The following is a 25,586-nucleotide window of genomic DNA, read 5'->3' as shown; positions in this document are numbered from 1 at the left end:
TTCTTTGAAAATAGCCTATTTGTCTTTCTCTTCCAGATTTTCATTCAAATATGGTGTAGCCGTTTTGGTGATATCAATGGCATCTTCGTCAGAGATACTATCGATTGTCTTGGCAGTATTATACCAATCCTCGAAAGTCATGCCAAGCGGGAAAGTGTCATCTACAGACTCTTTGATAAATTCGTTAAAATCAGGAATACCCGCTTCCTTGAAAATCTCATTGGAAAGCTCCAGAGATTTCTTAGAATCTGCCACATAAATAATATCTTCTTCTGGTACAGAGGGGTTTGTCCACTGGGTTGAAAAATCTTCATCATTTTGCATGGTCTGCTCAGACCACTGCCAGGTAATGGTACGACCCTCCGCAACCGTCTTCATATATACGGTACGAAGACCTACATATGGATCAACCTCGAATCCGTCAGCAAACATCATAGCTGCATTGTACGGATGCTCGTATAAGTATTTCACAGAGAGCATGTGTGCGTAGATTAGACGTTTTGCAAGTTCCGGATACTGTTCTCTGAATGCAACGGACATAGCATAACTACAACAGGTTCCTGCATTTTCCTCCGTAAGAAGCTCGCCTTCGTCCAGGTTTGCGCCCCAACTGATACACATAATCTTTCCAAATCCTTCAAATTCAGCCTGAGATGCATAAGGGTCGCAACAGGTAAAAGCATCGATCTGTCCTGCTTTTAATGCAAACATAGCATCCTTTTGTCCCATGGTAACGATGTTGTAGTCAGCGGCATTGTAAGAAAAACCGTATTCTTCAGACCACTTTCTCCACTCTGGATTGATTTCTGGTTCTGCGGTCATGGCAATTGTCTTTCCCTCGATGGATTTGGGATCATTAATATCAATATCATTACTTACTACAAGATAACGGGAACCACCCAGGTGGTTAGCGGCTGCCTGGAATACCGGGGAAGTATCTGCCATCAGGTTCTTGCTGAAGAAGATATATCCAACGTCCATGGCGCCACTGATCAGAGCGTTTACAGTCTCACCGGATTTGGTGAGGTTTACATTAAGACCGAGAGCCTCATAGATACCTGATTTCTCTCCGATAATGGAACAGCACATGTGGTCACAGTTGTAATAGCCCATTTCGATTACATGATTCTTTTCCGCATCACTTAGTTCACCGAATTCGTAGTCGGCCACGGCTTCTTTCGGGTCGAAATCAGTAGCTTCCACATCTACCGTATGAGCATTTTCTTTACTGTTATGACAAGCAGTAAGAAGAGAGCATAGCAGGGCACCAACCAGAGCCACGGCAATTAATCTCTTTTTCATAATTGTCCTCCTTTGTTTGAAAAAGTAAAAATTAATATTTGTTAATATTTGTAAAATTATAATAGCAGATACACGTGCAAATAAAAAGAGTCAATAAAATATATTACTAATTTAAATAAAAGCAAGAGAGATATCATATTTTTCGATTAGACTTAAAATTATTAACAAATTATAATAAAATCAGAGAATCATGTTGTGGCTTGTATGAAATGCAGAGTAAGAAATGTGTTACAGATGCAATAAAAGGATAGTTGAGAAAAAGTATATGAGATTAGAGTACGTAAGAAGTTTTATTGGAGTAGTTAATTATAAAAGTTTTTCACTGGCGGCGAAATATCTGTATTTGTCGCAGCCTACGATCAGTACCCACATCAAACAGTTGGAAGCAGAGCTTGGAGTGCAGCTTTTGGTGCGGTCCACGAAGGATGTGATCCTTTCGGAGGAGGGGCGGGTGTTCTACCCATATGCATTGCAGCTATTGGAGACGGAAAATAAGGCATTGGAAAAGCTTAGTAATAGCGGAAATGAGGCAGAAAGAACAGTTCTTGTGGCTTTGTCTTCTGTTCCGGGCGGTTATATGTTTCCGCAGTTTCTTCCTTATATGAAAGCAAGGAATGCAGATGTGATATTTCGGATTGTGGAGAGAGATAGCGGATCTGTCCTGCAGAAGATTCTGAACTATGATGTGGAGATCGGGATTGGGGGGCTTTCCAGTGGAAGTGAGAAGATTCATTCTGAGATCTTGTTTGAGGATGAGATCATTCTGATCACGCCGAATACCGCAAAATACAGAAACCTGCAAGGTTCATTTCCGGTGGAACGTTTAAAGAGAGAATGGTTCATTACCCGGGAATTGGGAAGCGGGACCAAGAAGGCATACGAGAATGTAGAAAGAGAGTTGAAACTGGATATTTCTGCTCTGCATGTGGCGGCGCAGTTCGAGACTTCCGAGCCGGTACGCAAAGCGGTCGAAGCGGGGAGCGGAATTGCGTTCATCAGTAAGATGGCGGCAAAGGAGGCGCTGGACAGACAGAAGGTCCTGGGCTTTTCCTTTAAAAACGTCAGTTCCAGACGCCAGTTCTATCTGATGTATCATAAGGACAGAAAGCTAAGCGAGGCGGCAGCAGATACGGTACAGGCGCTTCGGGATTTTTGTACGGAAAAATACAAATAGTTTCTATTATATACCCGGCAATTAAAAACAGGAGCTTTTCTATATGACTAAAAAATGACTAATCATATAGAAAAGCTCCTGTTTTTTCAGACGGCAGCAACCTGGTGGCCATGCCGTAATTCCGTCCGTATTATTCTTTCCATCTAAGCAGTAATCTTTCGCAAAGGACTAAGATGGCATCGATCAGGTATCCGATGAGACCTGCAATTACCATGTAGGCAATGACCTTCTCGGTCTCCAGTCTTCCCTGTGCTTCCACCATTATGTAACCGAACCCGGCACTTGTCGCAATGAATTCCGCTCATATAACGGACATCCAGCCAAGTCCGATCGCCAGACGCACCCCGGTAAGTACGCCGGGAAGAGAACCGGGAATTACGATGTCTTTAATAAGACTTAAGGTACTTGCTCCCATGGACCTTGCGGCATTATAAAAGTCTTTGCTGATATCCTGCACGCCGGCGACCGTGTTCAAAATAATGGTAAATATTCCACTGAATGCAATCAGGAAAATGGTAGGCCCATCTCCGATACCGAACCATACGATCGTAAGCGGCACCCATGCCATGATCGGAACCTGGCGGAGTGAGTTGATAAAGGGTGACATCGTCTGAAGAAACTTCGGCGAATATCCCATGATCATTCCAAGTGGAAAGCCGATAATAAATGCATAGAAGGAACCGGTTATGACACGTCGCATGGTGATGGCAAGATTCTCCAGCACATACATATCTGTCAGTGAATAGTAAATCTGGTAAGCCACGTCTTCCAAATATGGGAACAGGAAGGGGGAACCCACCGCGTGCGCGGCAAAATACCATACCACACAGATGATGACGATGGAAATCATCGCTCCGACATTATAATTCTTGCCGCCCATCTTACGCCAGTTCTGTCTGTCCTTTGTCTTGGTGGCGTGTATCATACGGTCAACTTGTTTATTCTCTCCCAATAGTTCACCTCCCCTGAGAATCTCTCACTTATAATTATATACAGCCAAATAATAACAAAATTTTAATAATTAGAATAGAAATATCGAACAAAGGAATAAAGGGATGACAGAATATTACATTTTTTGATAAATAAAGTAACTTAGGAAAATTAAGGATATAATAGAGTGGCATTTGGATTGCGGGCATAGTATGCGATGCGGCCGCCAAGTGCTATAAGATGATTTTGTGATAATGGAGGTGTGAGCGGTGGAGAAACCGTGTATTGAATATATCAGCGCATGCGCATGATGCGAGGTGTTTGGTGACTTGGTTCAAGTCCTGGAAAAAGAGTATGAGGGAAGAGTAAATGTCAGGATTTATCGTGCGGGGCAGGATTTTGATTATATCAAAAAATATGGCGCGGTAACGAAGAGTATGTTGGTGATCAATGAGAAGAAAGCAGTGACGAAACTCACGAAGCCGGCAGTAAGAAAGGCATTTGAGGAGGCACTTAAAATATGATAACAGATTTATGGGAGTTTATATACAGCATTATCGTGTCTGCATGGTCCATGCTGAACAGCTCATCGCCATGGCTGATATTCAGCTTTGTCGTGGCCGGCTTGCTGCATGAATTTTTAAAGCCGGAGAAGATTCAGAAGACGGCAATCGGTTCTAAAAGAATCAGTGGAGTATTCTGGACGACCGTATCAGGAATGTTTATTCCGATTTGCAGCTGCGGCACGATTCCGCTGGGAATCAGTATGTATTATAGCGGAGCGTATCTGGGGCCGACACTGGCATTTATGACCAGTACCCCTATGATCAATCCGCTGGCAGTGATTCTGGCGTGGGGGCTTTTGGGAAAAGAGATTACGATTATTTACATTATTACCGGGTTTGTTGCTCCTATGATTATTGGTGTGGTGGCTAATCATTTTGCCGGAGATGAACTGCATATCGGAATCAATAAAATACATAAAAAAGAAGAGGAAGAGCCGATTTCCCTGGAGATGGACGAAGAGGAAGGGCCGACTATGATTCAGCTTGAATTTGAGGAGCCGACCTTCTGGGAGAAGGTAAAGAGTGGGCTTCGTTGGTCGCTGACGGAGCTGAGTGTGACGATCAGTAAATATACCGTATCGGGCATGCTAATCGCCGGATTCCTGTTTACAGTAGTGCCGCAATCGTTTGTACAGGATTATCTGGGCAATCCGGGCATGATCTCTCTTCTTGGCATTACGGTGGTGGCCGGACTGATGTACGTATGTGCAGTGGGCCATATTCCGTTTATCGCTGCTCTGGTGGCAAGCGGAGCGGCTCCGGGCGTAGCGATCACGTTTTTGATGGCAGGAGCGGGAACCAATATCCCGGAACTTCTGACGATTACCAAAACGATTGGAAAAAGAGCCATGATCATGTACTTTACGATGGTCGTTGCTATTTCCAATTTTGTGGGGTGGATTACGAATCAGCTGCTGATGCCGGGGTTTTCGCCGGTGCTGGATTTCGACAGAACATCCAATACCATTGCACACGCCAATAAGCTGATGATTACGATACCAGAGTGGGGTGAGTGGATCTGCAGCAGTATTCTTGTCGGATATGCGGTATATTCGCTGTATAAATATTTAAAAACAAAGCTGAAAACGGCATAAACAGATGGGAAATGACAAAAAGATTGCAATATTTATTGCAGGTATCATTCTTGTAGGATTATCTGTAACCGTATTTTTCCCGCAGGAAAAGCCAAGAAATGCAGAGGCGGAGGTGCGGATCGGCGCCGGAGATGACATATCAGGAATCCTGATGGATGAGACTGTGGAAGGTTTAAGCGAAAAGTATAAGGTTTCTGAGAATTTGGAAAGTTCGTCTTTTCAGGATTGCTGAAGTAATATTGCTCAGTGGGCACTGAGTGCGGAAGAAATCAATGTGGCTTTCTATTGCAGCCACATTGCCTTACATACGATTGAAGAGAATGAGAATGTTATGATCTATGGCCCGGTTATCATGAATGCAGAAGTCATCTGCTATAAAGGGGACTGGGGCAATGTGAAGAATGTAGGGATAAGCCAGGGACGACAGGCGCAGAAGACACAGGCAAAGGAGACATACCCTCAGATTGAAAAATTTCAGGAGATCACGCAGAAAGGGATTCTGTATTCGCTGGAGAACGGACAGGTCGATGCTGCCATTCAGGATTTGACAAAAGCGGCGAAGGTGCCGGAGTATTCCTGCAACCCGCTTGCAAAGGAGGATTACATTTCCTATGTCCTGGTGGTGGATAAGGAATTTGTGCAGACGGAAGCATTTTCTGACTTTATAAAAAGCTATAATGAAGCAATCAGGAAGTTGAATGAGCCTGTATATCTTGCAGAAAAACTGGGAGTGGAAGAGGAATGGCTTTCCGATAAAAATATTAATTTTTTACCATTAGAAGAAGTGAGGAATTAGAGATGTCGATATCGGTAGAAGGTATTACAAAAACATTTAAAGGAAGAAAAAAAGGAGATCCGGAGAACGTGGTCTTGAGGGATGTTTCCTTCAAGGTTGAGGAAGGGGAGTTCGTCTCTCTTCTTGGTCCGTCAGGCTGCGGAAAGACTACCACACTCACCATCGTGGCCGGGTTCCAGAAGCCGGAGGCAGGAAAAATCGTGGTGAATGGGAAGGAAGTACATAAGCCCGGACCGGATCGTTCGTTCATGTTTCAGAACTATGCGCTGTTTCCATGGCTGAAGGTAGGAGAGAACATTGAGTATCCGATGAAGAAGATGAAGCTGCCCAAGTCTGAGCGAAAACAGAAATTAAAAGAACTCCTGGAGATTGCCCAGCTTACGGATTATGAGCATTACTATATTCATGAGATATCCGGTGGTATGAAGCAGAGGGTCGCACTGCTTCGTGCGATTGCCTGTGATCCTCAGGTCCTTTTGATGGACGAGCCGCTAGGTGCGGTGGATTTTCAGATGAGACAGATGCTGCAGATGCAGCTTGAAAGCATTCTGCAGCAGAAGACGACGACGGCGCTCATGGTCACGCATGATGTGGACGAGTCTATCTATTTGAGCGACCGTGTTGTGGTGATGTCCAGGGATCACGGAAAAATTATTGAGGATTTGAAGATAGATTTGCCAAGACCAAGGGATCGTACAAATCCGAAGTATCATGAGTATGTAGACCGCCTGACGACGATTTTGAAGGCGGCGCTGAGCGGCGGTGTGTTTACACAGGAGGATAAGGACCTGATGGAATTCATTCAGGGACAGGAAGAAAAAGAAAAAGAGGCAGTTTAAAATGGAACAGAATGTACATAAGAAATTTACGGACAGGCAGAATGAAGTGCGGCTGTTTATCATCGAATTTACAGTGAATGAGAAGAGAGCGTTCAATCTGGATCAGGATAAGGAAAAGGTACTGGAGGCGCTTTCCATGTCCGAACAGGAATATGAGGAGATTGTGAGCGTACTGCTTGCAAAGGATGGAATGGTGATCAGTGAGGACCGGGACGTGAATTTTATCTATCCGGTATCGGCTCTGGCAACGAATCATCATGTGACGCTGGCCGACGGAAGGAGCTTTACCGCTATGTGCGCGATTGATGCGATCGGAGCGGCCTTTACTTTCCACCAGGATACGGAGGTCCATTCCATGTCTGCGGTGTCGGGCGAGCCAGTCTTTGTAAAAATAGTAGATGGGAAGGTGGCGGAGTATTCACCAAAGACGCTTCACGCGCTGACATTCCCGTTGGGACAGATTTCTGACTGGGCAGGTTCCTGCTGAAACGTCATGAACTTTTTCTGCAGCGGTGCAGAATTTGATCAATATGTTACTGAAATGGAGCTTGATCCGGCCGGTCTTATCAAGGCAGATATCGATGTCGCGGTAAGAGAGGCGAAAGCGACATTTGAAGTATAAAGAATTTTATTGAGGAGGTTTTTAACCATGAAAGTAGCTTATTTATTTGAATCACAGTATGCAAGAGAGATTCTTGAAAACATGATCATTCCGCAGCTCGAGGAAGATCGCCACGGCGTAGAGGTAGTAGGAATGATGTTTTTCTTTGACAATGCTTATATGCTGGTAGAAGGAAGTGATATCGCTGCAAGGCTTCAGAAGCTGAGTGAGAAGACCGGAATGCTTCTGATGGCATGCGACAGATGCTGCTACCAGAGAGATATCGCTGATAAACTGATCGCACCGGCAGGAATCGGCTGCTTCCCGAATGTTTATGCGGCACTGGCACCGGCAGGAGTAGACCAGGTCATTACGCTGTAGGAGGAATTTGAAATGAGAGTTCTTAGTGTGCCGGGACTTTGCTGCCCGAATTGTGCGAAGAAAATTGACGCAGCGCTGGAAGAGGCCGGAATCAATCACGAGGTGGATTTTGAAGGCAAGAAGGTGTCCGTTTGCGACTGCGATCACTGCATGGAAGTTGCGATGGATATCCTGAAAGAGATGGGATTTGAAGCGGAGAGAATTGCGTAGTGTCTTATTAGACTGAGATGGTCGTAAGTAACTGTAGCAGTAAGATGTGAAGTGTCAAAGCGGCCGTCTGAGTTTTGCGCGGATATATCTATGAAGAAAAGGTCTGACTGTATCATAGCAGTCAGGCCTTTTATCCAATAGAAAGTAGAGATTCGATGGGGTGTTTTCCATCGATTTTTTTGGTTCCCATACGATACAGAGTGCAGGTAAGGGGAGAGGTTTTTAAAAAATCAATAATCGTCTCCACGTCAGGCTTTTGAAAACGGATAGCCAGACCGCAGCCCTTGCTGATCTCGCGGGGAACCGGCATGATCGTGATGGGAAAATGATTTTTTAAATAAGCCTCGGCTTCCATAACACTGGTAGTAGTATCAAATGCTAAGATGTAATATTCTTGAGGTAAGGCCATGATGATCGCTTCCTTTCAAGAATAGTTTAGCATAATTTTATATGAGGGAAAAGTCTAAAATTTTTGCATATCCTTCGCTGCCAAGGCATCTGCAATCACGGAATCCAGATCAAGTCTGCCTACCGAGGCAATGGTAGCAGCCACCGCTCCCTCTGCGATGGGGCAGTCTACCATCTTGACATCTGTATACGGAAGGTCCTCCAAAACCATTTCCGTGGTCATTACGGCGCTTCCCATGTCCATGAGAACCGCAACGCCGTCAGGGCCGTGCACATCCTCGATCGCATTCATGATTTTTTCATAGCTTGTTCCAAAGCTTCCGTCATCTAATCCACCGGCCGCTGCGATGGGGCAGTCGGCTGCCATCATGCGGGTCAGATCCACAACTCCCTGCGCCAGCATAGCACTGTGGGATACGATTACGATTCCTACCATATGTGATCCTCCTGTTCTTGCTTGAAATATACCGAAAAATGTTATTCCCTTTTATTCCCGTGAGCAATGAGCCAAGCAGCCATGCTTGCACGGAGGTTTGGCGACCGCCGTGAGGGTCAAATACCCCGTAGCTTGCTGCGCGGTATTTGAATTGTAGGGTAGTATCTGGGATTACAATGCCTGGCAGATTACTTCCAGCATATCCGTAAAGGAAGTAGCGCCCGGGTCCTGATGACCGATACTTCTCTCGCCAACATAGCTTGCCCGTCCTTTGGTGGCGATGATCGTCTTGGTATACTCCACCCCTTCTTTTGCAGACTGGACTCCGGCTTTAAGTACCTCTTTAGCACCCGCGCCACCGTCCGCAGAGGATTTCATGGCGTCAAGTGCAGGAATCATGGCGTCGAGCATCGTCTTTTCGCCTTTATCTCCTTTGCCGCGCATCTTCACGCCTTCTATCGCTGCGTCCATACATGCAAAGAAATCAGTAAGAGACATTTCTTCTTTACCGGCCATGACCATGCCGGCTTTCATAAATGCGGTCCCGTATAAGGGACCGGAAGCGCCGCCGACGGTGGAAACCAGGGTCATTCCTGTTGTTTTCAGCAAAGTACCGATATCTTTTCCTTCAAGCGGCGCAAGTTTCTCGGCTACCATGTGGAACCCGCGGGCCATATTGATTCCGTGGTCTCCGTCTCCGATTACATTGTCTAGCTCAGTGAGGAAATCTTTCTCCTCTTCAATCCGTTTGCCGATTGCCAAAATGGTATCCAATACTTTTTTACTGTCCATTATGTTGTATCTCCTTTCGAGTATATACTTACTTTAGATCAGATTTTAAAAACGCCGGCCCGGCACTTAGCCTGGGGCCGGCGAATATTTTGTCATGCATACCTAAGTGAAGGTCCGGTGGACCTTCATCTCGGCTACACTGCCATTTTTAATTTGCTTTATGTATTACGCCTTGAATGCAGGAGTATCAGCCTTTGCGTCCAAAAGCTCTTTCAGTTGGTCGTCCAGTTTCAGCAGAGAAATGGAGAAGCCTTCCATTTCCAGAGAAGTCATGTATTCTCCGCAGAAGGTCTTATAAACCTTGATGCCTTTTTCTGCCAGAATGTCAGCCACATGATTATTTACGATGAACAGTTCCATCAGAGGAGTTGCGCCGGAGCTGTTGATCATGACAGCGACCTCGCTTCCGCTGTAGTCGATATCTGCAAGAATCTTCTCCATCAGCATATCAACGATTGCGTCCGCACTCTTTAAGGCCTCGCGGTGGGTGCCCGGTTCGCCATGGATCCCGATGCCGACCTCCATCTCGTCCTCGCCCAGTTCAAATCCCGGTACCCCTGCTGCGGGAACCGTACATGGACGGATCGCCATGCCCATGGTGCGCACATTTGCAATCACCTTCTCGGCAACAGCCTTTACATCTTCAAGCTCAGCGCCGGTCTCTGCCAGAGCGCCTGCGATTTTATGTACAAATACCGTACCGGCAACGCCGCGGCGTCCAACAGTATAAAGACTTCCGTCTACGGCAACATCATCATTTACGATTACCTGATCGACCTTGATTCCTTCCATCTCAGCCATCTCGCGGGCCATCTCAAAGTTCATAACATCACCGGTATAGTTCTTGATTACGAGAAGTACACCTTTATCTGTAGCAATTGCCTTGATTCCTTCGTAGACCTGATCCGGTGTCGGAGAGGTAAATACAGCGCCTGCAACCGCAGCGTCCAGCATACCTTCGCCCACATATCCCCCGTGTGCCGGTTCATGACCGCTTCCGCCACCACTGATCAAAGCGACCTTGCCTTCCTTTTTGTCTGCGCGGACAACGACATTTCCGCAATCCAGCTTTTTCAGATACTGTGGATACGCTTTTACCATACCTGCTATCATCTGGTTTTCTACCTGATCCACTGCGTTAATGATTTTTTTCATCTTGAATCACTCTCCTTACTTATGAAATTTCATCAGAAAAAGACGGTTCCCCGCCTGGATAGCCGTCCTTTTCCAAACGTCTGTTAATCGTTGCAGTTCATATTCGTAATGTCACAGGTGGTGTCCTTGCCGTCCACACAGTTCATATCCGTAATACTGCAGCTCTCGTCTTCCTTGTCGCCAACACAATTCATATCAGTGATGCCGCAAGTGGTGTCCTCATCGTCGCTGACACCGTTCAAATTCGTGATATCTAATTTCTTTTCGCTCATGGGCAATCTCCTCCTTTATCCCATTATATATAATTATTATAGTGAGTTTTTTGTGGAATAGCAATGTGCATAACTGGCAAACTGTCAAAATTTTTCCATAAAAATTTATTATATTACAAATCTAAATAAAATTTTACTATTTAGCCGAAATATCTATTGAATTGAAGGAATATTTTAAATATAATGATACCAAGGGCCTAAAGGTCATAGGTTTCATGCTTGCATGAAAACCTATGACTTTGAGGCCCGCAAAAACATGAGAAAGTAGCCCGATAGGGCGGATTTCGAATGTTTTTAGGATTGCGGGAGCACGAAGTGCGGAGCAATCCGTGGTATCATGGAAGCGGCCAAAAACCCCTATGACTTTGAGGCCCGCAAAACTATAGTAGATTTTATGACAAGCAGAAAGGAGATATACCTATGAGCTTTATTAATTTTGAATTGGAAGATTTCAGCGTACAGGCTTATTACAAAAAAGATTTTTGCAGGATTACGAAGGAGGATCTTCTGGGCCACTGGTCCATTTTGTTCTTCTATCCTGCAGATTTCACTTTTGTATGCCCCACGGAGCTGAGTGACCTTGAGGACTATTACGAAGAATTCAAGGAAGCGGGCTGCGAGATTTACTCCGTATCCTGCGACACCCATTTTGTACACAAGGCGTGGGCAGACGCCTCGGAGACCATCGCCCGCGTCGAATATCCGATGCTGGCGGACCCGACGGCGAAGCTGGCAAAAATGATGGACGTATACATTCCGGAGGAAGGACAGGCGTATCGAGGAACCTTTATCATTAACCCCGAAGGCAGGGTCAAGGCTTATGAGGTCCATGACAACGGAATCGGAAGAAATGCATCGGAGCTGCTGAGAAAACTGCAGGCGGCGCAGTTCGTGGCGGAGCATGGCGATGAGGTGTGCCCGGCTAAATGGAAACCGGGAGAGGAAACCCTGATGCCAAGTCTCGATCTGGTGGGAATGTTGTAGGAGGAAGCAGCGATGGAAGGAATCAAGGCAGAAAGCCGTCTGATCACAGAAGAACTAAAAGGGCAGATCCTTGGCGTGTTCGAGAAGCTGGAGAAGAAGGTGGTCCTGACAGGGATCGTAGACGCCACTGATGAAAAGGGAAGAGAACTGGGAGAGCTTCTGCTGGTGCTGGGAAGTCTGCACCCACTGGTGAAGGCGGAACTTTATGAGCCTGGCAGTAAGAAAGAGCTGGAGGAGCTTTTTGATCCGCAGATGCGTCCGGTATGTGGCCTGTTCCTGGAAAATGGCGAATACACCGGAGCGGCATTCTACGGCGTGCCGGGCGGACAGGAGCTGAATTCACTGATTTTTGCCATTTACAATGCAGGAAGCGCAGGACAGCCCATAGAGAAACGGCTGTTAAAGAAACTGGAAAAGGTGACGAAACCGGTACATCTTCGCACCTTTGTGTCCCTGGCGTGCCATCATTGTCCTAAGATGGTCATCACCTGTCAGAGACTGTGCATGCTGTCGCCCTATATCTCGGCAGATATGGTCGATGCGTCACTTTATCCCCAGATGCAGGAGAAGTATAAACTGGAACGTGTTCCGGTGACGATCGTGAACGAGGAAGAGCGGATTATGGGAGTCAAAACGGTGGAAACTATTGTGGAAATTGTATGTGATAAGGGCAGTGAAAAGAAAAAATGGTTCTCATAACTGTTGAAATTGACGAAAAATGAAAAACTCTGCGACCCGCCATTGAACATAATGACGGGTTGTGTTATAATAACTACATGAATTGAAGAAGGCTACCCATGAGATCGGAGAACAGGGAATGATTGCAAGAGATTGCTTTTATTTGCCTGTCTTTTTTTATTTCATAGGAAAGTGTGTGGCATGTCCCTGTGAAATAAAACGCACTTCGTGCGATAATGCACAACTTGCGGGAAGGAAATTACTGCTTGGCAGCCCGCTCGTGCGCGAAGAATGTGCGAGCGCACATTCTATTTTATCATTTGCACCATTTTGTGACAGAGAGAGCACAAAAAGATGAGTGATGAGAATAGAGCTCATGTCGAACAAAACCTTGAGAACAAAGTGGAAGCGAACAGATGTTGGATTTTTAACAAGGAAAGGGGTAGAACAATGGCGGGTAACAAGACAAAGTTAAAATTTGCACAGGTAGTTCAGGAGTTGATGGAGGAAAAGTCTCTCAGAAAGATCACGGTGAATGACATTGTGGAGAAAAGTCATATGACCCGTCAGGCATTTTATTATCATTTTCATGATATTTATGAATTATTGGAGTGGACCTGCGCATATGAATTGTTCAGGGAGGAACCTGAACCTGCCACGATGAAAGCGTGGATACTGGCGCTGATTGACCATATGCAGGACAATCGTAAATTCTACCGGAAGATTTATCTGGAATTTGACGAGCGGCTTCTGGAACAGCTACTTAAAGAGGAATTTAAAAAGGAGATACGCCGTGAATTTTTCCGGAGAAATCCAACGGACTCAAAATGGGGAAAGGAGGAGGAACGCGACTTCCTGAGAGATTTTCTGGCTTCGTCCTGCGCGAATTATTTGCAGAAGTGGATCTGCGGATACCATTCGGGGACAAAAGAAATAATGGCGCAGCACATGATCTTTCTGATGGAGTATATGTGGAACGGATATTATGCTACGGAGAAAGAAAAGAAGTCTATGAAAATAATTGCGGGAAAATATGCCTGAAAATCAACAATATAACGAAAAAACAACGATAAAATGAAGAAAAACAGTAAAATTATACAAAAGTTTTAAAGTGTCTAAAGACTTTGATGTCGAAACATGGTAAACTAACAGTAGTGATTGGCAATCCGGTACGGAACGGGATTGTTAAAATAAATCAAGCAAAGGAGAGATGGACTATGGCAAAATATGTAATGGCGCTGGATGCTGGAACGACAAGTAACCGTTGTATTCTTTTCAACGAGAAAGGTGAGATGTGCAGTGTGGCACAGAAAGAGTTCACACAGTACTTCCCGAAACCGGGCTGGGTAGAGCATGACGCTAACGAGATCTGGTCCACACAGCTTGGAGTTGCCGTTGAGGCAATGTCAAAGATCGGGGCAACGGCAGAGGACATTGCAGCAATCGGTATTACGAACCAGCGTGAGACAACGATCGTTTGGGACAAGGCGACTGGAGAGCCGGTATATCATGCGATCGTATGGCAGTGCCGTCGTACTTCAGAGTATTGTGACAGCCTGAAAGAGAAGGGCCTTCAGGATAAATTCAGAGACAAAACAGGACTTATCATTGACGCTTACTTCTCAGGAACGAAAGTAAAATGGATTCTGGACAATGTTCCGGGCGTTAGAGAGAGAGCAGAAAAAGGCGAATTATTATTTGGTACAGTAGAGACCTGGCTGATCTGGAAGCTGACCAAAGGTAAAGTACATGTAACAGATTACAGTAATGCGGCAAGAACCATGCTGTTCAATATTACAGAACTGAAATGGGACGAAGAGATTCTTGAAGAGATGAATATTCCGGCATGTATGCTTCCGGAGCCGAAACCGTCAAGCTGCGTATATGGTATGGCAGATGAGTCATGGTTCGGCGGCGAGATTCCGATCGGCGGCGCAGCAGGCGACCAGCAGGCGGCTCTGTTCGGACAGACCTGTTTCACAGCAGGAGAGGCTAAGAATACATATGGAACAGGTGCGTTCCTTCTGATGAACACAGGCGAGACACCGGTATTCTCCAAGAATGGACTTCTTACTACCATCGCATGGGGACTTGACGGAAAAGTAAACTACGCACTGGAAGGTTCTATCTTCGTAGCAGGTGCGGCAGTTCAGTGGCTTAGAGATGAGCTCCGTTTGGTTGATACCTCACCGGATTCTGAGTACATGGCAAGTAAGGTAAAAGATACCAACGGCTGTTATGTGGTTCCTGCATTTACAGGACTCGGCGCTCCACACTGGGATCAGTATGCAAGAGGAACCATCGTAGGCATTACCCGTGGTGTTAATAAATACCATATTATCCGTGCAACATTGGAATCCCTGGCATATCAGACCTATGATGTATTAAAGGCGATGGAAGAAGATTCCGGAATTAAGCTCTCTGCTCTTAAGGTAGACGGCGGAGCATCGGCGAACAACTTCTTAATGCAGTTCCAGGCAGATATCCTCGGCACACCGGTTAACCGTCCGGTCTGCGTAGAGACGACCGCTATGGGCGCTGCTTACCTGGCAGGTCTTGCAGTTGGATACTGGGCAAGCAAAGAAGACGTAATCAAGAACTGGCAGATTTCCAAGATCTTCGATCCGTCCATGGACGAGGAAGACAGAGTAGCAAGAACCAAAGGCTGGGCAAAGGCTGTTAAATACTCTTTCGGCTGGGCAAAAGAAGATTAATTTAGATAGGACTTACATGAGACATAATAGTTTTCAGGCTGCTGTCCTTTAAGGGGACAGTAGCCGCAAGAAGGAAATGGAGGGTAAAACTATGTTACCATATTTAGCTGAATTTTTAGGAACCATGATGCTTATCATTTTAGGTGATGGCGTTGTTGCAAACGTAAACCTTAACAAATCAGGAATGAAGGGCGGCGGATCTGTACAGATCACTATTGCATGGGGTCTTGCAGTTCTGGTTCCGGCATTCATCTTCGGCGCAGCATCAGGCGCAAGCTTTAACCCGGCACTTACCATCGCGCTTGCATGTATCGGAAACTTTGAGTGGGCAATGGTTCCTGGATACATCGTTGCTCAGGTTGCAGGAGCTTTCGTAGGCGCATGTATCGTTTATCTTCTGTTCATGGGACAGTTCAACGCGACCGACGATCCGGCGACCAAACGTGGCGTATTCTGTACCGCACCGTCTATCCGCAACATGGGACTTAACATTTTAAGTGAAGCAGTTGGAACCTTCGTTCTTGTATTTGCAATCCTTGGCATCGGCAATGTAGAAGGAATCGCAACAGGCGTTGATAAACTCTTTGTATTCGGTATCATCGTTTCCATCGGTATGTCTCTCGGCGGACTTACCGGATATGCGATCAACCCGGCCCGTGACTTTGGTCCTCGTCTTGCTCATGCATTACTTCCGATCAAAGGAAAAGGCGACTCCGATTTCGCATATGGTATCGTTCCGATCATTGGACCTATCATTGGCGGTATTGTAGCAGCTCTGTTATACAATGCAATTCCGTGGTAGGAAATATCCTGAAACAGAATGAAAATTGAATAGGGAATGTGTTTCCGGGGAGAGGAGTCTCCCCGGGGCGCATACGACTTAGAGAGTAGAGAAAAGTCAGATGAAAAGATGGTAATATGGAAAAAAATTCATATGACGGTCTATTTGTCTGACTTTTTCCAGTTGCCAGGCATACTTAAGTGAAGGTCCGGTGGACCTTGTTTTGGTAAATAAATTCCTTCCCAAAAGGGAAGAGTAAATAAGAAAAAGGAGAAATGTATGATGTATGATGTAGTTATCATAGGAGCTGGCGTTTCCGGTTCTTCATCTGCAAGAGCATTGTCCAGATATAATCTGAATATTTGTGTGGTAGAGAAAGAGGAGGACGTATGCTGCGGAACTTCAAAAGCGAACAGTGCCATCGCACATGCCGGATTTGATGCAAAGCCGGGAACGCTGATGGCAAAATTAAATGTACAGGGCAACAAGATGATGCCGAAGATTGCAAAAGATCTGGACGTACCTTTCAATCCCTGCGGTTCCCTGGTTGTCTGTACCAAAGGTGATGATGCAAGTAAACTACAGGTGCTTTACGACCAGGGAATTGCCAACGGTGTAGAAGGACTTAAGATTTTAAATGAGGAAGAGGTCCATGAGATGGAGCCGAACCTGGCTGATGATGTGGTCGCTGCACTCTGGGCTCCGACGGCAGGCGTAATCTGCCCGTTCATACTGAACATCGCCTATGCGGAAAATGCATGTGAAAATGGAGTAGAATTCAAGTTTGACACCGAGGTGGAAGGAATCGAAAAGATCGAGGGCGGTTATCGCTTAAGCACCACGAACGGTCCGATCGAGGCGAAGGTAGTGGTAAATGCAGCCGGCGTATATGCCGACAAGTTCCACAATATGATGGCAAATGAGAAAATTCATATTACACCGAGAAGAGGAGACTACTGTCTGCTGGATAAGACAGCAGGAAATCTGGTTTCCAGAACGATTTTCCAGCTTCCCAGCGCACTTGGAAAAGGTGTATTGGTATCTCCGACCGTTCACGGAAACATTATCGTAGGACCGACGGCTATCGACCAGGAGGACAAGGAGGCTACCGCAACGACGCAGGCTGGTATCAATCAGCTCATCACCCAGGCAGGAAAGTCCGTGAAGAATATTCCGATGCGCCAGGTCATCACCTCATTTGCAGGTCTGCGCGCGCATGAGGACGGACATGAATTTATCATTAAAGAACTGGAAGAAGCACCGGGCTTCGTGGATTGTGCAGGAATCGAGTCACCGGGCCTTGTAAGCTCTCCGGCCATCGGCGAGATGGTGAAGGATATCGTGACAGGTATCTTAAAACCGACTGAGAAAGAGGATTATAAGGCGACCAGAAAGGGCATTCTCGATCCGAAGACCTTGTCGATCGAAGAAAGAAATGAACTAATCAAGGAGAATCCGGCGTATGGCAATATCATCTGCCGCTGTGAGAAAGTGACGGAAGGCGAGATCATTGATGCGATCAGAAGGCCTCTCGGAGCAAAATCTCTGGACGGAGTGAAGAGACGTACCCGTGCAGGAATGGGAAGATGTCAGTCGGGCTTTTGTTCACCGAGAACCATGGAAATCCTGGCAAGAGAGCTTGGCCTTGATATGTCTGAGATTACCAAGTGCGGCAGGGGTTCGGAACTGATCGTCGGCGTGAATAAAGAGATGGAGTAAAGGAGAGAGCGGCTATGAGAAAATCATATGATTTAGTAATCGTGGGCGGCGGTCCGGCAGGACTTGCGGCAGCAGAGGCGGCCAGGAAGAACGGCGTGGAAAATATGATTATCCTGGAACGTGATAAAGAACTTGGCGGAATCCTTAATCAGTGCATTCACAACGGATTCGGTCTGCATACATTTAAAGAGGAGTTGACAGGCCCCGAGTACGCGCAGCGTTTTATCGACAGGGTAAAGGAATTGGGGATTGAGTATAAGCTGCATACGATGGTCATGGACATTTCCGAGGAAAAAGTGGTCACCGCCATGAACCGGGAAGAGGGAATGTTCGAGATTCAGGCAAAGTCTGTGATCCTCGCCATGGGCTGCCGTGAGAGACCACGTGGAGCCCTGAACATTCCGGGCTACCGTCCGGCAGGTATCTACTCCGCCGGTACGGCGCAGAGACTGGTAAATATGGAAGGCTTTATGCCGGGGCGTGAGGTAGTTATTCTTGGTTCCGGTGATATCGGTCTTATCATGGCAAGACGTATGACGCTGGAAGGCGCTAAGGTGAAGGTAGTTGCCGAGCTGATGCCGTATTCCGGAGGTCTTAAGAGAAATATCGTACAGTGCTTAAATGACTTTGGCATTCCGCTTAAGCTCAGTCATACCGTAGTAGATATTGATGGAAAAGAGCGCGTGAAAGGAATCACTCTGGCAGAGGTAGATAACAAAGGCAAACCGATTCCGGGAACAGAGGAGTATTATTCCTGTGACACATTGCTTTTGTCCGTAGGTCTGCTTCCGGAAAATGAGCTTTCCAAGGACGCAGGCGTGGAATTGTCTCCAGTCACCAACGGACCGGTGGTAAATGAAAGCCTGGAGACCAATATCCCGGGCGTATTTGCCTGCGGAAACGTTCTGCATGTACATGATCTGGTCGACTTCGTATCCGAAGAGGCAGCGGCGGCAGGAAAGAATGCCGCGAGATATATCAAGGGTGAGATCGGTGAAAGTGATGAGAAAGAAATCCCGATCATCGCGACCGACGGCGTGCGCTATACCGTGCCGAAGAAGATTCGCGTGAGCCATATGGAGGATAGCCTCAAGGTTCGTTTCCGTGTGGGCGCTGTTTACTCTAACTGCTATATCGGCGTTTATCTTGACGACGAGCGTATTCTTCACAGAAAACGTCCGGTCGTGGCTCCGGGAGAGATGGAAGAGATCAAACTCACGAAAAAGCAGCTTGAAGAGCATGCCGGACTTGGCAGTATCACAGTGAAGATTGAGGAGGAATAGCCATGAGTAAAATAGAATTAACCTGTATCGGCTGTCCGATGGGCTGCCCGGTGGTCGTAGAAACAGATGAGAACGGCGGCATCGTAGGCGTGACCGGAAATACCTGCAAGCGTGGAGACGATTACGCCAGAAAAGAAGTGACCAATCCGACAAGAATCGTGACCTCTACGGTCAAGGTGGAGGGCGGCAGCCTGGATATGGTATCCGTTAAGACAAAGTCCGATATCCCGAAAGGGAAGATTTTCGAGTGCGTGGAAGGACTTAAGGGCGTCTGTGTGAAAGCTCCGGTGCATATCGGGGACGTGATCGTGGCAGATATCGCAGGAACGGGCGTTGATGTGATCGCAACGAAGGAGATTACCTGCAAATAGCCAGGGAAAATGCCCAGACGCAAAAGCGAGGGCATAAAATGGAGATAAAGGAGCAGCTGCCACATAGATGAATACTCGTCTATGCAGCAACTGCCCTTTTTTTACTGTCCTTATTTATTGAGAATCCAGAATATCTTCGATAAATCCTTCCCCGCGCACGTCCCGCACATCGCTGATGATCACGAATGCTTTCGGGTCATGCTTCCGTATTACTTTTTTGATTGGTACAATCTCTTTGCGGTATACCACACACATCAGCATACTGCAGGATTCCCCGGTATACACGCCCTGAATCTTCATTCGCGTTACTCCGCGTTCCATTTCCAGAATCTCCTGCGCGATCGCTTCATTTTCCTTGGAAATGATATAGAACATTTTGCCATCGCGCTGTCCGGTCAGCACCAGATCGCATACTTTTGAATAGATAAATACGGATAGGATCGCGTACATCGTGGAGTAAAGTCCAAATACCATTGCGCCGACCAAAACAACGATTCCGTCCAGAAGGCCGATGATCTCGGAGACATTTCGCCCATGGTAGAATTTGGAGAGTGCGACGCCGAGCATATCGGTTCCTCCCGTGGAGGACATGGTCATAAGAACCAGTGCGGCGCCGGTTCCGCCAATGACCGCGCCGAAAATGCAGGCGAGCATCTTGTCACCCTGAACGATGTCGATCGTGGGGACAAGGTACAGAGCCAGGGATAAAAGCAGTGTTCCCATAAGCGTATTTATCACAAATTTCTTACCGCGAAGCAAAAGTCCGGCAAGATAGATCGGGACATTCAGTGCCAGGGTGGAGATCCACAGCGGAATACCACCGGGGTAAATATTCCGGGTCATGCTTTTGATTACAATGCCCAGACCGCTGACGCCTCCCGTTACGATCTCACACGGGGCGTAAATCATGTTGAAGGCCACCGCTAAAAGCGTACAACCTGCAAATATGGTGACGATTTTCTGCAATTCTAAAAACCATTTCTTGTCTCTCATATCAAAATTCCCCTTTAAATATTTTGCGTCGGCAATGCTATTTCTTATTATAGAAGATTCTCAGAACTTTATCCACCCCCTGAAAGCAAAACTAGCACATACAATGTTTTGCAGAATGGTTTCACAGAATCTTCACAAATAAAATTCAAATTCTTGTTGACATTCGAAAATATGAGTGTTATATTACAGATAGAACAAAGGAAGAGAAAAAATAAACTCCCAAAGTTCTGGAAACAATAATTGAAGAAACACCTCGGATTTCTCCGATCGTGCGAAGTTAACAAAATTGATGTGCTTTTTGAAAGGAGATATGACTTATGATGATGCCTAGTATTTTTGGAGAGAACTTGTTTGACAATGCGTGGATGGATTTCCCGTTTGAGAGAGAATTCTTTGGACAGAAGAATCCACTGTACGGTAAACATGAGAAGAACCTGATGAAGACGGATGTCAGGGAGAAGGAAGGCAGCTATGAACTGGATGTGGATCTGCCGGGGTTTAAGAAAGAGGAGTTAAAGCTCCGCCTGGACAATGGATATCTGACGATTTCAGCAGCAAAGAGTCTGGATAAGGACGAGAAGAACGAGAAAGGCAAATATATCCGCCAGGAGCGTTATGCAGGTTCTATGAGCAGGAGCTTTTATATCGGCGAGAATGTAACAGAAGAAGAGATTCATGCAAAGTTTGAAGATGGTATCCTGAGACTGAGTATTCCGAAGAAAGATGCAAAAGCGGTGGAAGAGAAGAAATATATTACCATCGAAGGATAAAAGGCAGGACCTTCGCCCCGGGAGATATCCTGGGGCGTTTTCTTGCATAATGGAAGACGTTTGTGAGTGATGAGGAAGAACTCCTATAACGGGGGGCAGAAGGTGAGAAGAATGAAAAGAGATTATTATGAAACATTGGGAATTGACAGGAATGCAGACGAAGGGGCAATCAAAAAAGCATACCGGAAGCTGGCTAAAAAATATCACCCGGACATGAATGCTGGCAATCCTGAGGCAGAGACAAAGTTTAAAGAAGTAACGGAAGCCTATAATGTTCTGAGTGATAAGGAGAAGAGAAAGTTGTACGATCAGTTTGGCCATGGTGCGTTTGAAGGAGCAGCAGATCCATCTGGTTTTCGAGGGAATCCCAATGCGGGTTATCAGGAATTTCATTTTGAAGGCGGCGATATGAAGGATATTTTTGAAAACTTCTTCGGACATGGATTTCAGGGGAGTTCTGGTTATGGGACCTATCATGGCAGCGGATTCTATGGTCAGGACTTTGGCAGTGAAAATTTTGGCGGATCCGGGTTTGGCGGGCAAGGCTTCCATAGACAGGGCTTTGGAGGGGGAACACTGCGCAGGAAAGGGCAGGATATTACCGCAAAGGTACAGGTCAGCTTTGACGAGGCGGCATTTGGCTGTGATAAAGTGATTCGGTTTGAAGACGGAAAGGGCGCCGGGCAGGCTCTTAAGGTGCACATACCGGCCGGGATTGACTCGGGGAAGAAGGTTCGACTGAAAGGGAAGGGACAGCCGGGCCCTAATGGAGGGGAAGCGGGCGATCTTTTGCTGGAAGTCACGGTAAAAGGAAAAACAGGGTATGAGCGGAAGGGCATGGACGTCTATACGACGGCCAGTATTCCTTTTGTTACGGCCGTGCTGGGCGGTGAGGTAATCGTGCCGACGCTTTATGGAAATGTCAGCTGCAAGATCCGGGAGGGGACACAGTCCGGAAGTAAGATCCGGCTGCGTGGGAAAGGAATTGTATCGATGAAGGATTCCTCTGTGCGGGGAGATCAGTATGTGACGATTCAAATCCAGGTTCCCAGAGATTTAAGTACAAAGGCTAAACAAAAATTAAAAGAATTTGCGGCAGCGTGATAAGGTCGGATTTGTCGTAACATAAAGTATTACAATGATAAAAGAAGCGGGATATCCTTGCAGCGTGGCGGGGTATCCCGTTTCTTGTTCGTTGCCATGCATACCTGAACTAAGGTCCAGTGGACCTTAGTTTGGTGTTGTCAAACATAGGATAGCCTTATAATTCTTAAAAGAATAAGAAATATTTTTTCTGGATTGAGGAAAAAAATGTTCGATTATGTCGATTTGTACAAAAAATACGGAAAAAAAGTGAAATAATATTCACTGTGCAGGGAAATGAGAAGAAAAGTGAACTTTTTTTTATTTCTACTGTTTCCGCGAACAGGTATGATTATTAATAACACTTATAGAGAGAAGTTATAAAAAGGAGGAGACAAAAATGGATGTAATGCAGATCGCAAATGGATTGCCTATGTGGATCGCCTGTGGAATTCCGGTAGTGTTCGTAGTGATTCAGGCGGTTCTTTTTGCAAAGGGGGCGTATAGCGCCGGAAAGAAAGTGGGACTTTCTGATGAGAAGATGAAGAAGGCGATGAAGAGCAGTGCTGTTACTTCGATCGGACCATCTATCGTGGTGCTTAGCGGTATGCTTTCTTTATTGGTAACGGTAGGAGGACCGGTGGGCTGGATGCGTCTTTCCATGATCGGTTCCGTTATGTTTGAGTCCATCGCGGCAGGTCTTGGTACTTCTGCGGTAGGCGTGACACTGGGGACAGATGCAATGACGGGCGAAGCGCTTGGCATGGCAGTCTGGACTATGATATTATGTTCCATAGGCTGGGTGCTGTTCTCTACATTTGCAGCAAATAAGATGGACAAGATCGAGCATAAGCTTTCCAAGGGAAATGCGGGTACGCTGACAACGATCGCCTCTGCGGCAATTATCGGTGTATTTTCCGCTATGTGTGCAAGCCACCTGTCCAAGCCATTCTATTCCATGTTACAGAAAGCCGATGCGGCAGCGATGTCATCTTCATGGCATAACCTGATGGCATGTATCTTAGGCGCCGTGATCATGTTCATTCTGACTCAGATTGCGAATAAGAAAAATATCGGCTGGCTGAAAGAATGGTCACTTACCATTACGATTCTTGGCGCGATGATTATCACAGCGCTTATATAAGGAGGAAGAGAAGATGAATGGCAATTTTTATAAAGACGAGTATATGCCCCAGGTAAATAAAATAGGAAAATTAACCGGATATCTGGGAGTTCTGGTTGCATTTACCCCAGCGCTTGTGCTGGCGGTTGTATATGGTATCGTTCCGAAGCCGGCAGCGCTTCTCACTGCATTTATCAGCGGCGCCAGTGCATTTGGAGTATTGTGGTTTGTTGAGCCGATTTCTTATTTCCCGGTAGTAGGGCCGGCGGGAACCTACATGGCTTTCCTGTCAGGAAATATTTCCAATATGAGAATTCCCTGTGCGAGTATGGCGCAGGTAGCGGCAGATGTGGAGCCGGGTACAGAAAAAGGTTCTATTATCGCGACCCTTGGTATGGCAGTGTCCATCATCATTAACGTGTCCGTGCTTACGATTGGTGCGATTCTGGGTACATCCGTACTTGCCATGCTTCCGGATAGTGTGAAGGCAGCTCTGAATTATCTGCTTCCGGCACTTTTCGGCGCGCTGTTGGTTCAGTTCGGTATGAAGATGATCAAACACAGCGTGATCATGGTCGTTATCGCATTTGCACTTTATTTTGCAATCGGTATGGGAGTATTTAACTGGCTTCCGGGAGCATCGAACTGGCTTGGAACATTAGGCTGCGTATTTATCAGTATTGCAGTAGGTATCGCAACTCTGTCAAATAATAAATAAATCTTGAGCCGAAAGGAAGAAATGAAAATGGGAAAGAAAGAGCTTCATAATGAAGTGAAAAAAATGGAATCCCTGCTTCAGTCCACTTGCAGAACCATCTGGGAAAGGCCAGAGGTCGGAGGAACGGAAAAAGAGTCTGCTGATTATTTCAGAAAACTTCTGGGTGATGAGGGATTCAGGATCGTCAATGAAGAACATTTGGAACATGCATTTTATGCAGAGTACGGGTCGGGAAAACCGATGATCGCTATTATGGGAGAGTATGATGCGCTTCCCGGATTATCACAGAAGGTAACAGATGCCAAGGAGCCGATCGTGGAGGGCGGACCGGGGCATGGCTGCGGACATAATCTGCTCGGATCGGCAGCGGCGATCGGTGCGATTGCGGTAAAACGGTATCTGGAAGCGGAAAAAGTCAGCGGGACCGTGCGGTTCTATGGCTGCCCGGAGGAAGAACTTCTCTGTGGCAAGGTGAAAATGGCGTATTACCATATGTTTGATGGCTGTGATTTTGCCATCAGCTGGCATCCAATGAGTGCTAATATGGTATATGACAGCGGGTATCTGGCAAGTGCATCGGCGCATTTTGAGTTCAAGGGAAGAAGTTCCCACGCAGCATTTGCGCCGGAGCTTGGAAGAAGTGCGCTGGATGCAGTGGAACTGATGAACGTAGGGGTGAATTATCTGCGGGAGCATGTGACCTCGAAAGCGAGAATTCATTATACCACGGACAGCGGCGGGTTTGCGCCCAATATCGTACCGCCAAGAGCGGGCTCCTGGTATTATGTGCGGGCGCCTTACATGACGGACGTAAAGGAAATCCTGGAACGAGTAGGCAAGGTGGCCCAAGGCGCTGCACTCATGACCGAGACGACGGTTGAGATGAAAGTGGATTATGGCTGCTGCGAGATGCAGGAAAATCATGCTTACGGGGATCTTGCGTATCAGAATATGAAGGAAGCCGAGCTGCCTGTCTTTGATGAAGAAGAGATGGCCTTTGCCCAGAGACTGGTCGACACGGTGCCTAAGATGGACGCCGATAAGGCCCAGAAGCTTTACGAGACGGAAGGAAAACCAATGGCGTGGAAATTAAGTTCAAGAAATCTGTATCAGGTGAATCCTTTGACCGCGTCTTCGGACAGTGGAGATATCAGCCACTTGATGCCGATGTGCGTGATCTCTACTTCCTGCTGGCCGGCAGGGGTAGCGCCGCATACCTGGCAGGCGACTGCTGCAGCGGGCAGCGCGTTGGGTGAAAAAGGCGCACTTAGCGCGGCACAGGTGATTGCGGGAATTGCATATGATCTTTATAACAAACCGGAAGAAAGAGAAGCGATATTGAAGGAATTTGAGGAAAAGAAGGATCACTACGCACCAATGTATGAGGCATAGGAAGATGAGAAAAATGAGTGT

Annotated in this window: 29 protein-coding genes; 21 read left to right on the top strand and 8 right to left on the bottom strand. The window is 46.5% G+C overall.

The window, feature by feature from the left end; all coding sequences use genetic code 11:
- Nucleotides 1-15 precede the first annotated feature (15 nt).
- The gene (gene saoX / locus ABXS75_18005) at nucleotides 16-1,302 is read right to left on the bottom strand and encodes an ABC transporter substrate-binding subunit SaoX (GenBank protein ID XCP84903.1); all 1,287 of its coding nucleotides are present in this window, start codon (nucleotides 1,300-1,302) and stop codon (nucleotides 16-18) included.
- A gap of 265 nt (nucleotides 1,303-1,567) precedes the next feature.
- Between saoX and ABXS75_18000 the strand changes: the two genes are divergently transcribed.
- Complete coding sequence (locus ABXS75_18000) at nucleotides 1,568-2,476, top strand: selenium metabolism-associated LysR family transcriptional regulator (protein XCP84902.1); 909 nt, start codon at nucleotides 1,568-1,570, stop codon at nucleotides 2,474-2,476.
- A gap of 130 nt (nucleotides 2,477-2,606) precedes the next feature.
- Here ABXS75_18000 and saoP read toward each other — a convergent pair whose 3' ends face one another.
- Entirely contained in the window at nucleotides 2,607-3,428 is an 822-nt protein-coding gene (saoP, locus tag ABXS75_17995; GenBank protein ID XCP84901.1) for an ABC transporter permease subunit SaoP, read from the bottom strand.
- A 247-nt stretch (nucleotides 3,429-3,675) separates the two neighbouring features.
- Between saoP and saoT the strand changes: the two genes are divergently transcribed.
- The 7 genes from saoT to ABXS75_17960 are packed head-to-tail and all read left to right on the top strand — an operon-like array spanning nucleotide 3,676 to nucleotide 7,893.
- Complete coding sequence (gene saoT, locus ABXS75_17990; protein ID XCP84900.1) at nucleotides 3,676-3,930, top strand: thioredoxin-like (seleno)protein SaoT; 255 nt, start codon at nucleotides 3,676-3,678, stop codon at nucleotides 3,928-3,930.
- Nucleotides 3,927-5,066 (top strand): efflux transporter SaoE, encoded by a 1,140-nt coding sequence (saoE, locus tag ABXS75_17985; protein ID XCP84899.1) that lies wholly within the window; start codon nucleotides 3,927-3,929, stop codon nucleotides 5,064-5,066. Before saoT ends, saoE begins: the two co-directional genes overlap by 4 nt.
- Nucleotides 5,067-5,070: 4 nt before the next feature.
- Nucleotides 5,071-5,862, top strand: a complete 792-nt coding sequence (saoB, locus tag ABXS75_17980) for an ABC transporter substrate-binding (seleno)protein SaoB (GenBank protein XCP84898.1) — start codon at nucleotides 5,071-5,073, stop codon at nucleotides 5,860-5,862.
- A 2-nt stretch (nucleotides 5,863-5,864) separates the two neighbouring features.
- Entirely contained in the window at nucleotides 5,865-6,701 is an 837-nt protein-coding gene (gene saoA / locus ABXS75_17975) for an ABC transporter ATP-binding protein SaoA (protein ID XCP84897.1), read from the top strand.
- A 1-nt stretch (nucleotide 6,702) separates the two neighbouring features.
- The gene (saoL, locus tag ABXS75_17970; GenBank protein XCP84896.1) at nucleotides 6,703-7,323 is read left to right on the top strand and encodes a MerB-like organometallic lyase SaoL; all 621 of its coding nucleotides are present in this window, start codon (nucleotides 6,703-6,705) and stop codon (nucleotides 7,321-7,323) included.
- Nucleotides 7,324-7,350: 27 nt separating this feature from the next.
- Nucleotides 7,351-7,683 (top strand): DsrE-related protein SaoD, encoded by a 333-nt coding sequence (gene saoD / locus ABXS75_17965; protein ID XCP84895.1) that lies wholly within the window; start codon nucleotides 7,351-7,353, stop codon nucleotides 7,681-7,683.
- 12 nt (nucleotides 7,684-7,695) lie between these two features.
- A complete protein-coding gene (locus ABXS75_17960) occupies nucleotides 7,696-7,893 on the top strand; it encodes a heavy metal-associated domain-containing protein (GenBank protein XCP84894.1) in 198 nt (65 codons plus the stop codon).
- Nucleotides 7,894-8,023: 130 nt separating this feature from the next.
- Here ABXS75_17960 and ABXS75_17955 read toward each other — a convergent pair whose 3' ends face one another.
- The 5 genes from ABXS75_17955 to ABXS75_17935 form a co-directional block, all read right to left on the bottom strand.
- A complete protein-coding gene (locus ABXS75_17955; GenBank protein ID XCP84893.1) occupies nucleotides 8,024-8,302 on the bottom strand; it encodes a DUF3343 domain-containing protein in 279 nt (92 codons plus the stop codon).
- Between the two features lie 54 nt (nucleotides 8,303-8,356).
- Nucleotides 8,357-8,737, bottom strand: a complete 381-nt coding sequence (gene dhaM, locus ABXS75_17950; protein XCP84892.1) for a dihydroxyacetone kinase phosphoryl donor subunit DhaM — start codon at nucleotides 8,735-8,737, stop codon at nucleotides 8,357-8,359.
- Between the two features lie 171 nt (nucleotides 8,738-8,908).
- On the bottom strand, nucleotides 8,909-9,532 hold the full coding sequence (dhaL, locus tag ABXS75_17945) for a dihydroxyacetone kinase subunit DhaL (protein XCP87192.1): 624 nt from the start codon (nucleotides 9,530-9,532) through the stop codon (nucleotides 8,909-8,911).
- 162 nt (nucleotides 9,533-9,694) lie between these two features.
- Entirely contained in the window at nucleotides 9,695-10,684 is a 990-nt protein-coding gene (gene dhaK, locus ABXS75_17940; protein ID XCP84891.1) for a dihydroxyacetone kinase subunit DhaK, read from the bottom strand.
- 83 nt (nucleotides 10,685-10,767) lie between these two features.
- A complete protein-coding gene (locus ABXS75_17935; GenBank protein XCP84890.1) occupies nucleotides 10,768-10,956 on the bottom strand; it encodes a hypothetical protein in 189 nt (62 codons plus the stop codon).
- 420 nt (nucleotides 10,957-11,376) lie between these two features.
- Here ABXS75_17935 and ahpC point away from each other — a divergent pair, with 420 nt between their 5' ends.
- From ahpC to ABXS75_17895, 8 genes are all read left to right on the top strand, one after another.
- Nucleotides 11,377-11,940, top strand: coding sequence for an alkyl hydroperoxide reductase subunit C (gene ahpC / locus ABXS75_17930; GenBank protein XCP84889.1), 564 nt, complete (start codon nucleotides 11,377-11,379; stop codon nucleotides 11,938-11,940).
- Nucleotides 11,941-11,952: 12 nt separating this feature from the next.
- Nucleotides 11,953-12,639 (top strand): thioredoxin family protein, encoded by a 687-nt coding sequence (locus tag ABXS75_17925; GenBank protein ID XCP84888.1) that lies wholly within the window; start codon nucleotides 11,953-11,955, stop codon nucleotides 12,637-12,639.
- 429 nt (nucleotides 12,640-13,068) lie between these two features.
- Nucleotides 13,069-13,659 (top strand): TetR/AcrR family transcriptional regulator C-terminal domain-containing protein, encoded by a 591-nt coding sequence (locus tag ABXS75_17920; protein XCP84887.1) that lies wholly within the window; start codon nucleotides 13,069-13,071, stop codon nucleotides 13,657-13,659.
- 176 nt (nucleotides 13,660-13,835) lie between these two features.
- A complete protein-coding gene (gene glpK / locus ABXS75_17915) occupies nucleotides 13,836-15,332 on the top strand; it encodes a glycerol kinase GlpK (protein XCP84886.1) in 1,497 nt (498 codons plus the stop codon).
- A 91-nt stretch (nucleotides 15,333-15,423) separates the two neighbouring features.
- On the top strand, nucleotides 15,424-16,134 hold the full coding sequence (locus ABXS75_17910; GenBank protein ID XCP84885.1) for an MIP/aquaporin family protein: 711 nt from the start codon (nucleotides 15,424-15,426) through the stop codon (nucleotides 16,132-16,134).
- A 261-nt stretch (nucleotides 16,135-16,395) separates the two neighbouring features.
- On the top strand, nucleotides 16,396-17,832 hold the full coding sequence (locus tag ABXS75_17905) for an NAD(P)/FAD-dependent oxidoreductase (GenBank protein ID XCP87191.1): 1,437 nt from the start codon (nucleotides 16,396-16,398) through the stop codon (nucleotides 17,830-17,832).
- 14 nt (nucleotides 17,833-17,846) lie between these two features.
- The gene (locus tag ABXS75_17900; protein XCP84884.1) at nucleotides 17,847-19,115 is read left to right on the top strand and encodes an FAD-dependent oxidoreductase; all 1,269 of its coding nucleotides are present in this window, start codon (nucleotides 17,847-17,849) and stop codon (nucleotides 19,113-19,115) included.
- A 2-nt stretch (nucleotides 19,116-19,117) separates the two neighbouring features.
- On the top strand, nucleotides 19,118-19,486 hold the full coding sequence (locus ABXS75_17895; protein XCP84883.1) for a DUF1667 domain-containing protein: 369 nt from the start codon (nucleotides 19,118-19,120) through the stop codon (nucleotides 19,484-19,486).
- A 114-nt stretch (nucleotides 19,487-19,600) separates the two neighbouring features.
- Here the strand turns inward: ABXS75_17895 and ABXS75_17890 are convergent, their stop codons facing one another.
- On the bottom strand, nucleotides 19,601-20,479 hold the full coding sequence (locus ABXS75_17890) for a YitT family protein (protein ID XCP84882.1): 879 nt from the start codon (nucleotides 20,477-20,479) through the stop codon (nucleotides 19,601-19,603).
- Nucleotides 20,480-20,796: 317 nt separating this feature from the next.
- On the opposite strand from ABXS75_17890, the gene ABXS75_17885 reads away from it, so the two are divergent.
- The 5 genes from ABXS75_17885 (at nucleotide 20,797) to ABXS75_17865 (ending at nucleotide 25,565) form a co-directional block, all read left to right on the top strand.
- A complete protein-coding gene (locus ABXS75_17885) occupies nucleotides 20,797-21,249 on the top strand; it encodes an Hsp20/alpha crystallin family protein (protein XCP84881.1) in 453 nt (150 codons plus the stop codon).
- Between the two features lie 111 nt (nucleotides 21,250-21,360).
- Nucleotides 21,361-22,353 carry a DnaJ C-terminal domain-containing protein gene (locus ABXS75_17880; protein XCP84880.1) on the top strand — a complete coding sequence of 331 codons (993 nt, stop codon included), beginning with the start codon at nucleotides 21,361-21,363 and terminating at the stop codon, nucleotides 22,351-22,353.
- A 379-nt stretch (nucleotides 22,354-22,732) separates the two neighbouring features.
- Nucleotides 22,733-23,476 (top strand): DUF5058 family protein, encoded by a 744-nt coding sequence (locus ABXS75_17875; protein XCP84879.1) that lies wholly within the window; start codon nucleotides 22,733-22,735, stop codon nucleotides 23,474-23,476.
- Nucleotides 23,477-23,489: 13 nt separating this feature from the next.
- Nucleotides 23,490-24,173: a hypothetical protein gene (locus ABXS75_17870; protein ID XCP84878.1), complete on the top strand. Its 684-nt coding sequence runs from the start codon at nucleotides 23,490-23,492 to the stop codon at nucleotides 24,171-24,173.
- Nucleotides 24,174-24,200: 27 nt separating this feature from the next.
- On the top strand, nucleotides 24,201-25,565 hold the full coding sequence (locus ABXS75_17865; GenBank protein XCP84877.1) for an amidohydrolase: 1,365 nt from the start codon (nucleotides 24,201-24,203) through the stop codon (nucleotides 25,563-25,565).
- Nucleotides 25,566-25,586 lie beyond the last annotated feature (21 nt).

It is taken from the genome of Roseburia hominis, assembly GCA_040702975.1.
GTDB lineage: Bacteria > Bacillota > Clostridia > Lachnospirales > Lachnospiraceae > Allocoprococcus > Allocoprococcus hominis_A.
This window is presented reverse-complemented; position numbering and strand designations above follow the sequence as displayed.